Raw genomic sequence first — 9138 nt, 5'->3', positions numbered from 1 at the left:
GGGCCGGGGGAGCCTCCCGGGCCTGTGCCTGCTGGTCACCGAGGCCGAGGAGGGCGGACCGTCCCGGCAGCGGCTGGACGCGGTGGCCGCCACCACCGACGGGTTCGCGCTGTCCCGGGTCGACCTGGAGCAGCGCCGCGAGGGCGACGTGCTCGGCGGCGCCCAGTCGGGCCGGCGCTCGTCGCTGCGGATGCTCACCCTGCTCCGCGACGAGGAGCTCATCGGCGAGGCCCGCGCGGAGGCGGCCGCCCTGGTCGAACGCGACCCGGAGCTGGCCTCGCACCCGCCCCTGGCCGCGGCGCTCGACGCGCTTCTGGGCGAGGACCGCGCCGACTTCCTGGAGAAGGCCTGAGCCGCCGGACGGCCCACACGCCCCCGGTACGGTCTACGGCATGACCCGCATCATCGCCGGTACGGCAGGGGGGCGCCGCCTCGCCGTCCCCGACGGCCGCACCACCCGCCCCACCAGCGACCGCGCCCGCGAGGCGCTCTTCTCCTCCGTGCAGTCCGAGCTCGGCCCGCTGGACGGGCTGCGGGTGCTCGACCTGTACGCCGGGTCGGGGGCGATCGGACTGGAGGCGCTCTCCCGCGGCGCCGCGCACGCCCTCATGGTCGAGGCCGACCGCAGGGCGGCCGCCGTCGTCCGGCGCAACATCGCCTCCCTGGGCCTGCCCGGCGCCGATCTGGCCGCCGACCGGGTCGCCCGGGTGCTGGAGCGCGGCCCCGGCGGCGGGCCCTACGACCTGGTGGCGGCCGACCCGCCGTACGCGGTCGGCGACGACGAGGTCGGCGCGGTCCTGGCCGCCCTGCGGGACCGGGGCTGGCTCGCCCCCGACGCGCTGGTCGTGCTGGAGCGCTCCGCGCGCGGCCCCGACCCGCAGTGGCCCCGCGGCTTCGAAGGGACCCGGGTGCGTCGGTACGGCGAGGCGGCGCTTTGGTACGGTCGCGCCGCGAGTCGTCCCGAACACGCCCCTGCCGAGGGGGATGATCCCGGGTAGAGGGGGCAGCGCCCCATCCCGGCAGGAAGGAGCGGTCACCGTGCGACGCGTCGTGTGCTCCGGGTCGTTCGACCCGGTGACCAACGGCCACATCGACATCATCGGCCGGGCCGCCCGCCAGTTCGACGAGGTCGTGGCCGCCGTGCTGACCAACGTCAACAAGCGCGGGCTGTTCGGTGTCGACGAGAAGCTCGACATGCTCCAGGAGAGCGTCAAGCCGTTCGACAACGTCACCGTCGACACCTTCGACGGGCTGCTCGTCGACTACTGCCGGGACAACGGCATCGCGATGATCGTCCGCAGCCTCCGCTCGGTCAGCGACTTCGACTACGAGCTGCAGATCGCGCAGATGAACTACCGGCTGGCCGAGGTGGAGACCGTCTTCCTGACGGCCAACCCGCAGTACTCCTTCCTCAGCTCCAGCCTGGTCAAGGAGGTGGCCCAGTACGGCGGCGACGTCGAGGGCCTGGTCACCCCCTACGTGCAGGAGCGGCTGCGCGCCAAGTACGCCGAGCACGGCTGACCCGCGGCCGCACGGCCCCGCCGCCCCCGGACGATTTGGGCACGACCTGCCGGATCGCTAGACTGACGGTTTGACCGCGGTCCCTCCTGCGCGCCCACGGCGTGTCGGGAAGGGGCCGCGGCCACGTCAAGGCGACCACCCGCGTCGGCTCCGGCCGACCGTACCGAAAGCGCGATCACACTGACTCGTATCGATCCCCGGTCCCCGTTCGCGGTCGACACCCGGCCGCTGGGGCGGCAGCCCGGCAGTATGCGCACCATGGTCCGCATGGTGCCCGCACCGGCGTCGCTGGCGGTCGGCACGGCCTCGGTCCCCGAGGGCTCCGACATCGAGCTGGACTTCCGGCTCGAGGCGGTGCTGGAGGGGGTGCTGGTGACCGGGACCGCCCGGGCCCGCTACGAGGGGGAGTGCGGGCGCTGCCTGGACCCGGTGTCGGCCTCCTTCGAGTCGGCCTTCCAGGAGCTCTTCCACTACCCGGACGAGGACGCCTACGGCCGGCCCGAGGAGGGCGCGGACGCGGACGCCGACGAAGAGGACTACTATCTTGATGGCGACCTGCTCGACTTGGAGCAGGTCGTCCGCGACGCGACCGTGCTCGCGTTGCCGCTCTCGCCGCTCTGCCGGGACGACTGCCCCGGCCTGTGCGCCGAGTGCGGCGTCAAAATCGCCGAGGCCGGCGCCGACCACGGCCACGGCGATCGCGTCGATCCCCGGTGGGAGGCGCTGCGCAAGCTGGGCCTGGATTCGGGCGACAGCTAGTTCTTCCCCGCGACCGGCGGGGGTACCGGTAAGTGAGCTCCCGCGCCGCGGGGGTGACCCAGGAGGATTGAAGTGGCCGTCCCGAAGCGGAAGATGTCGCGGGCCAACACCCGCATGCGCCGTTCCCAGTGGAAGGCGAAGCGCCCGTCGCTGGTGAACTGCCCCCGCTGCCGCGACCCGAAGGTCCCGCACCAGGCCTGCCCGACGTGCGGCACCTACAACAACCGCCAGGCCGTCAACCCGGCCTAGCCCGCGCGCGCGGCGGGTCCTCTCCCGGAGCCCCGGGAGGGGACCCGCCTTTTGGGCTGGGCCGCCCCCCGCCCGACAACCTCGAATAAGCTTGACTTCGCGCCGATTCGGGCCCATCCCGAGGTCGTGGTGGCCGCCGATGGCGGTGCGGCGCCCGGCGCCCGCCGCGCAGCGGCGGCCACCACGGCTTCGAGCGACCCTGGACGGCTCGGAAGCGGCCGCGTGCCCCGGCCGGCGGGGGGCGTGGGCCGCCGTGGATCTAGGGAGTGAGCGTCCGGTGTCCTTTCAGATCAGTGCGGCCGAGGCCAAGGAGTTCCACAAGGCCATCGGCGTGGAAATCGACGGCGATGTCCTGGCGCGGGCGCTCACGCACCGCTCCTACGCCTACGAGAAGGGCGGCCTTCCCACCAACGAGCGCCTGGAGTTCCTCGGCGACTCGGTGCTCGGGCTGATCGTCACCGACACGCTCTTCCGCGAGCACCCCGACCTTCCCGAGGGCCAGCTGGCCAAGCTGCGCGCGGCCGTGGTGAACATGCGCGCCCTGGCCGACGTCGCGCGCGGCCTGGGCATCGGCGGCTACATCCGGCTGGGCCGGGGCGAGGAGGGCACCGGAGGGCGCGACAAGTCCTCCATCCTCGCCGACACGCTGGAGGCCATCATCGGCGCGGTCTACCTCGACCGCGGCCTGGAGACCGCCTCCGAGCTGGTGCACCGGCTGTTCGACCCGCTCATCTCCACCGCCTCCGGGCTCGGCGCCGGGCTGGACTGGAAGACCTCGCTGCAGGAGCTGACCGCCTCGGAGATGCTCGGGGTCCCCGAGTACCACGTGGACGAGAGCGGCCCCGACCACCAGAAGACCTTCCGCGCCACCGTGCGCGTGGCCGGAACCGACTACGGCGCCGGGGAGGGCCGCAGCAAGAAGGAGGCCGAGCAGCAGGCCGCCGAGTCGGCCTGGAAGGCCATCCGCGCCCGCTCCGAGTCCGCCTCCACCGACGCCCAGGGGTAGGTCCCGTTGCCCGAGCTCCCCGAGGTCGAGGTCGTCCGGGGCGGTGTCGAGCGCTGGGTGGTGGGCCGCGCCTTCGACGGCGTCGAGGTGCTGCACCCGCGCTCGGTGCGCCGCCACGCGGCGGGCCCACACGACTTCGCCGGCCGCCTGTCCGGCCGCACCGCCGACGGCGCCGCCCGGCGCGGCAAGTACCTGTGGCTGACCCTGGACTCCGGTGACGCGCTCCTGGCGCACCTGGGGATGAGCGGCCAGCTCCTGGTGCAGCCGGAGGGCGCCCCGGCCGAGCGGCACCTGCGGGTGCGGCTCCCGCTGCCCGCCGACGGCCGCGAGCTGCGCTTCGTCGACCAGCGCACCTTCGGGCACCTGATGGTGGCCCCGCTGGTGGAGGCGCCGGACGGCGGCGTGGTCCCCGACGTGGTGGCGCACATCGCCCCCGACCCCCTGGACCCGCTGTTCGACGAGGACGCCTTCACCGCCGCGCTGCGCCGCAAGCGCACCGAGGTCAAGCGCGCATTGCTGGACCAGTCGCTGGTCAGCGGGATCGGCAACATCTATGCCGACGAGGCGCTGTGGCGCGCGCGGCTGCACTGGGCGCGGCCCGCGTCCGGGCTCGCGCGGGCGCAGGTGTCGCTCCTGCTGGAGCAGGTGCGCGAGGTGCTGCGCGAGGCCCTCAAGGAGGGCGGGACCTCCTTCGACGGGCTGTATGTGAACGTCAACGGGGAGAGCGGCTACTTCGAGCGCGGACTCAAGGCCTATGGGCGGCGCGGGGAGCCCTGTGAGCGGTGCGCCACACCCATCCGCCGGGACGCGTTCATGAACCGCTCCTCCTTCAGCTGCCCGCGCTGCCAGCCCCGGCCCCGGGGCGCGGCGCGGGGGGCGTGACCACGTGAGCGAGGAGGGACCGGCCATGGGGGAGACCGGGCAGGACACGGCGGACCCCGTCCGCATGACGGCGTGGGTGCGCGGACGCGTCCAGGGCGTGGGGTTCCGGTGGTGGACCCGTGCCCGCGCCCTGGAACTGGGCCTCGCCGGAGCGGCGACCAACCTGTCCGACGGGCGTGTCGAAGTCGTCGCCGAGGGGCCGCGCGAACGGTGTGAGGAGCTTCTCTCACAGCTCAAAGGGGGTGCGACCCCGGGCCGCGTGGACGGGGTCGTGGAGACGTGGGCACAGTGCCGGGGTTCCTACACCGGGTTCGCGGAGCGGTGAGTATGCTGGGAGGGTGACGCGATTCGCGGGCGCCCCCCGCAACGCTTCCCGCAGGGCGGGAAAGGGGCGCCCCTGTGCGGGTCGTGCGCTGTGTCCTGCTCAGGTCACAGTGCGGTTACCGACAGTTCCGTGCAACCTTGACCAGTGACGTCCACGGTGAGACTCTGGAAGGCAGACCGCGCTCCTATTCCACCCACGAGGCGGGTGGCGCGATCCTGCTCGTGGCTCATATGCGTGTGAACCTCATCTGGTCACTCAGTGTGGAGGACCCACATCATGGCGAAGGCTCTACTCGGCCACGTCGGCGGTCCTGACCCTCGTATGGTTCAGGAGATGCGACGACTGCAGAAGCGGGTACGCGACCTCGAAGACGAGATCGGTCGGCTCCAGGCGCGCAACGACCAACTCTCCGCATCCGTCGCCGAGGTCGCCGTCGGCGCGACCGACCGCGAGCCCGCGCTCGCGTAACCACATTGCACTCGGGATAAGGGACGCCCCGGCCGCCGTGACGGCGCCGGCAATACAGGCGTCCCTTGGGTGCTTACCTTGGGGATTCCTTTCCCGTCCTCTCCGCGGCTCCGCTGTTGTCACCCGGGGATGTACCCCCGGTGATATCGCACAATCCTCGCTGTGGCGGGCGACTCTCGGGCCGAATGCGGCCGCTTTCCCGCGTCTCTCGTGGCACCCTTGAAGCCGCCGGTCCGAAATCCGGACCGGAACCGGGAGCACCGGTGACGCCGAGGTCGGAGGGGACGCGGGGTGTACCTGAAGAACCTGACGCTGCGCGGCTTCAAGTCCTTCGCCTCCGCCACGGCCCTGCGCTTCGAGCCCGGGATCACCTGTGTGGTGGGGCCCAACGGCTCGGGCAAGTCCAATGTGGTCGACGCCCTCGCGTGGGTGATGGGCGAGCAGGGGGCCAAGAGCCTGCGCGGCGGCAAGATGGAGGACGTCATCTTCGCGGGAACGTCCTCCCGCCCGGCCCTGGGACGCGCCGAGGTCTCCCTGACCATCGACAACTCCGACGGCGCCCTGCCGATCGACTACACCGAGGTCACCATCAGGCGGACGATGTTCCGCAACGGCGGCTCGGAGTACGCCATCAACGGCGACACCTGCCGCCTGCTGGACATCCAGGACCTGCTCAGCGACTCGGGCATCGGCCGGGAGATGCACGTCATCGTCGGCCAGGGGCAGCTCGACACGGTCCTGCACGCCGGGCCTGAGGAGCGGCGGTCCCTCATCGAGGAGGCCGCCGGCATCCTCAAACACCGCAAGCGCAAGGAGAAGGCGCTGCGCAAGCTCGACGCGATGCAGGGCAACCTCGACCGCGTCACCGACCTCACGGCCGAGCTGCGGCGCCGCCTCAAACCGCTGGGGCGCCAGGCCGAACTGGCCCGCAAGGCCCAGGTCATCCAGGCCGACCTGCGCGACGCGCGCCTCCGCCTCCTGGCCGACGACATCGCCACGCTCACGGGTGAGCTGGAGAAGGAGGAGGCCGACGAGGCCGAGGTGCGCCGCCGCAGGGAGGCCGCCGAGCGGTCGCTGAGCGAGGCGCAGGAGAGGGAGGCCGTCCTGGAGGAGGACGCGGCCCGCTCCGCGCCCGCCCTCGCCCGCGCGCAGGAGGCCTACCACGGGCTGTCCCGGCTGAGGGAGCGGCTCGGCGCGGTCGCCGGACTGGCCGCCGAGCGCCACCGCAACCTCGCCGCCGCCCCGGAGGAGGAGCGCGGCGGCCCCGACCCCGAGGAGCTGGAGCAGGAGGCCGAGGAGGCCGCCGCCCAGGAGGAGGCCCTCCGCTTCCGCCTTGAGGAGGCCCGGGAGGGACTGGACGAGGCCGTCCGCGTCCGCACCGAGGCCGAATCCGCCCTGGAGGCCGAGGAGAAGCGCATCGCCGCCGCCGCGCGCGCCGCCGCCGACCGCAGGGAGGGCCTGGTCCGCCTGCGCGGGCAGGTCGACGCCGTGCGCGGGCGCTTGGCCGCGGGCGAGGCCGAGGTCCAGCGGCTCGACGAGTCCGCGGCCGAGGCCCGTGAGCGCGCCGAGGCCGCCCAGATGGAGTACGAGGAGGCCGCCGAGGCCTCCGAGGGCCTGGAGGAGGGCGACGCCGAACTCGACGGCGCCCTGGAACAGGCGCGGGCCGACCTGGAACAGGCCGACGCCGAGCTGGCCCGGCTGCGCGACGCCGAGCGCACGGCCGAGCGGGAGCGCGCCGCGCTGGCGGCCCGCAAGGAGGCCCTGGAGATGGGCCTGGAACGCAAGGACGGTGCCGCCGCCCTGCTCGCCGCCGGGGACGCGCTGCCCGGTGCGATCGGCGCCATGGCCGAGCTGGTGGACGTCGAGCCGGGGCACGAGACCGCCGTCGCCGCCGCCCTCGGGGCGGCGTCCGAGGGCGTCGCCGTGCAGGGGGCCGACGGGGCCGAGGCCGCCCTCGCGCTGCTCAAGGAGAACGACGCCGGACGCGCGGGCGTGGTCGTCGCCCGCGCCCGCCCGGCCGTCCCCCGTGCGGACTGGCCCGAGCCGCCCGAGGGGTGCCGCTACGCCCGCGACTCGGTGACCGCGCCCGCCCCCCTGGCCGACGCCGTCACGGCGCTGCTGGACCGGACCGTGCTGGCCGCCGACGCCGCGCAGGCGCTCCGGATCGCCGCCGTCGACCCCGCGCTGACCTGCGTCACCCCGGAGGGGGATGTGTTCGGCAGGGCGCTGGTCCACGGCGGCTCGGCCGCCGCGCCCAGCATCCTGGAGGTGCAGGCCGCCGTCGACGAGGCCGCCGAGCGCATCGCCGCCGCCGACGACGCCTGCCGGGAGGCGGGCGACGCCCTGGAGGGGGCCCAGGAGCGCCGCTCCGGTGCGGCCGCCCGGGTCGAGGAGCTGGGTGCCCGCCGCAGGGAGGGCGACAAGCGCCGCAACGAGCTTGCCCAGCGCCTCGGCAAGCTGGGCGGCCAGGCCCGCTCGGCCGAGGCGGAGGTGGAGCGGTACGCGGCCGCGGCCGCCAAGGCCGCCGCGGGGCGCCAGGCCGAGCTGGACAAGCTCGCCGACCTGGAGCTGAGGCTGGCCGCCGCCGAGGCCGAGCCCGATGAGGACGACGAGCCCGACACCGGGCGCCGCGACGCGCTGGCCCGCGAGTCCTCCGAGGCCCGCCAGGCGGAGATGGAGGCCCGGCTGGCGGTGCGCACCGCCGAGGAGCGGGTGCGCTCCACCGAAGGGCGGGCCGCCGGGCTCATGCGCCAGGCCCAGGCCGAGCGGGAGGCCCGCGAGCGGGCGGCGCGCCGCCGCCGCGTCCGCGCCGAGCAGGCGCGGGTCGCCGAGGCGGTAGCCGAGGCGGCCCGGCTGGCCCTGGAGCGCATCGAGCGGTCGCTGGCCGACGCCGAGCGGGTGCGCGCCGAGGCCGACCGCCGCCGCCAGGAGCAGGAGGCCGAGCTCAAGACCGTGCGCGCCCGGGTCCGGGAGCTGTCGGTGGAGCTGGAGAAGCTGGTCAACAGCGTGCACGGCAGCGAGGTCGCGCGCGCCGAGCGCCGCATGCGCCTGGAGCAGATGCACACCCGCGCCGTGGAGGAGCTGGGCGTCGAGGTGCCGGTGCTGCTCGCCGAGTACGGGCCCGACGTGCCGGTCCCGCCCCCCGCGGACGCCGAGGGGGAGGCCGCGGTTCCGGTCCCCTACGTGCGCGCGGTGCAGGAGAAGCGCGCCAAGGAGGCCGAGAGGAACCTCAACCGGCTCGGGAAGATCAACCCGCTGGCCCTGGAGGAGTTCGCGGCCCTGGAGGAGCGGCACGCGTTCCTCAACGCCCAGCTGGAGGACCTGAAGAAGACCAAGCGCGACCTGCTCACCGTCGTCAAGGAGGTGGACGACCGGGTGCAGGAGGTGTTCACGGCGGCCTTCTCGGACGTGGAGCGGGAGTTCGCGAAGATCTTCGGCCGCCTGTTCCCGGGCGGCGAGGGCAAGCTGGTGCTGACCGCGCCCGACGACATGCTCTCCACCGGCGTCGAGGTGGAGGCGCGCCCGCCCGGCAAGAAGGTCAAGCGCCTGTCCCTGCTCTCCGGCGGCGAGCGGTCGCTGACGGCGGTGGCCTTCCTCGCGGCGATCTTCAAGGCCCGCCCGTCGCCGTTCTACGTGATGGACGAGGTCGAGGCCGCCCTGGACGACACCAACCTGCAGCGCCTCCTGGTGATCTTCGAGGAGCTGCGGGCCTCGTCCCAGCTGATCGTGATCACCCACCAGAAGCGCACGATGGAGGCGGCGGACGCCCTGTACGGCGTGACGATGCAGGGGGACGGCATCTCCCAGGTGATCAGCCAGAAACTCGACCGCAAGGCCGCCGAGGAGATCAACCCCCGCATCGCCTGACCGGGCCCTTGCGGGGCGGCGTCCCCGTCGTCCATACGCCGAGGTGTGGGGGTGGAAGGGA

Annotated in this window: 9 protein-coding genes and 1 pseudogene; all 10 read left to right on the top strand. The window is 74.0% G+C overall.

What is annotated here, in order from left to right; translation table 11 throughout:
• Window positions 1–352 (top strand): annotated as a pseudogene (locus tag D476_RS34265) (ATP-dependent DNA helicase RecG); the annotation flags it as partial.
• A 40-nt stretch (window positions 353–392) separates the two neighbouring features.
• Window positions 393–998 carry a 16S rRNA (guanine(966)-N(2))-methyltransferase RsmD gene (gene rsmD, locus D476_RS0123005; RefSeq protein ID WP_017626276.1) on the top strand — a complete coding sequence of 202 codons (606 nt, stop codon included), beginning with the start codon at window positions 393–395 and terminating at the stop codon, window positions 996–998.
• 40 nt (window positions 999–1038) lie between these two features.
• Window positions 1039–1521, top strand: a complete 483-nt coding sequence (coaD, locus tag D476_RS0123000; protein ID WP_026123774.1) for a pantetheine-phosphate adenylyltransferase — start codon at window positions 1039–1041, stop codon at window positions 1519–1521.
• Between the two features lie 174 nt (window positions 1522–1695).
• Window positions 1696–2280 (top strand): YceD family protein, encoded by a 585-nt coding sequence (locus tag D476_RS0122995; protein ID WP_026123773.1) that lies wholly within the window; start codon window positions 1696–1698, stop codon window positions 2278–2280.
• Window positions 2281–2352: 72 nt separating this feature from the next.
• Entirely contained in the window at window positions 2353–2529 is a 177-nt protein-coding gene (gene rpmF, locus D476_RS0122990) for a 50S ribosomal protein L32 (RefSeq protein ID WP_017626273.1), read from the top strand.
• 277 nt (window positions 2530–2806) lie between these two features.
• Complete coding sequence (rnc, locus tag D476_RS0122985) at window positions 2807–3535, top strand: ribonuclease III (RefSeq protein WP_017626272.1); 729 nt, start codon at window positions 2807–2809, stop codon at window positions 3533–3535.
• Between the two features lie 6 nt (window positions 3536–3541).
• Window positions 3542–4417 carry a bifunctional DNA-formamidopyrimidine glycosylase/DNA-(apurinic or apyrimidinic site) lyase gene (gene mutM / locus D476_RS0122980; protein ID WP_017626271.1) on the top strand — a complete coding sequence of 292 codons (876 nt, stop codon included), beginning with the start codon at window positions 3542–3544 and terminating at the stop codon, window positions 4415–4417.
• A gap of 25 nt (window positions 4418–4442) precedes the next feature.
• A complete protein-coding gene (locus D476_RS0122975) occupies window positions 4443–4742 on the top strand; it encodes an acylphosphatase (RefSeq protein ID WP_017626270.1) in 300 nt (99 codons plus the stop codon).
• Between the two features lie 276 nt (window positions 4743–5018).
• The gene (locus D476_RS36600) at window positions 5019–5210 is read left to right on the top strand and encodes a hypothetical protein (protein WP_083939609.1); all 192 of its coding nucleotides are present in this window, start codon (window positions 5019–5021) and stop codon (window positions 5208–5210) included.
• Window positions 5211–5501: 291 nt separating this feature from the next.
• Window positions 5502–9077: a chromosome segregation protein SMC gene (gene smc / locus D476_RS0122965; protein ID WP_017626268.1), complete on the top strand. Its 3576-nt coding sequence runs from the start codon at window positions 5502–5504 to the stop codon at window positions 9075–9077.
• Window positions 9078–9138: the final 61 nt, after the last annotated feature.

The sequence above is a fragment of the Nocardiopsis chromatogenes YIM 90109 genome (assembly GCF_000341185.1).
Classification (GTDB): Bacteria; Actinomycetota; Actinomycetes; order Streptosporangiales; family Streptosporangiaceae; genus Nocardiopsis_A; species Nocardiopsis_A chromatogenes.
Note: the sequence above shows the minus strand (reverse complement) of the source record. Positions and strands in the feature narration are given on the sequence as shown.

Bases quoted from the DNA above. Each gene is read 5' to 3' on its own strand.
- rsmD (WP_017626276.1), top strand. From the start codon at position 393: ATGACCCGCATCATCGCCGGTACGGCAGGGGGGCGCCGCCTCGCCGTC.
- D476_RS0122975 (WP_017626270.1), top strand. From the start codon at position 4,443: ATGGGGGAGACCGGGCAGGACACGGCGGACCCCGTCCGCATGACGGCG.
- D476_RS36600 (WP_083939609.1), top strand. From the start codon at position 5,019: ATGGCGAAGGCTCTACTCGGCCACGTCGGCGGTCCTGACCCTCGTATG.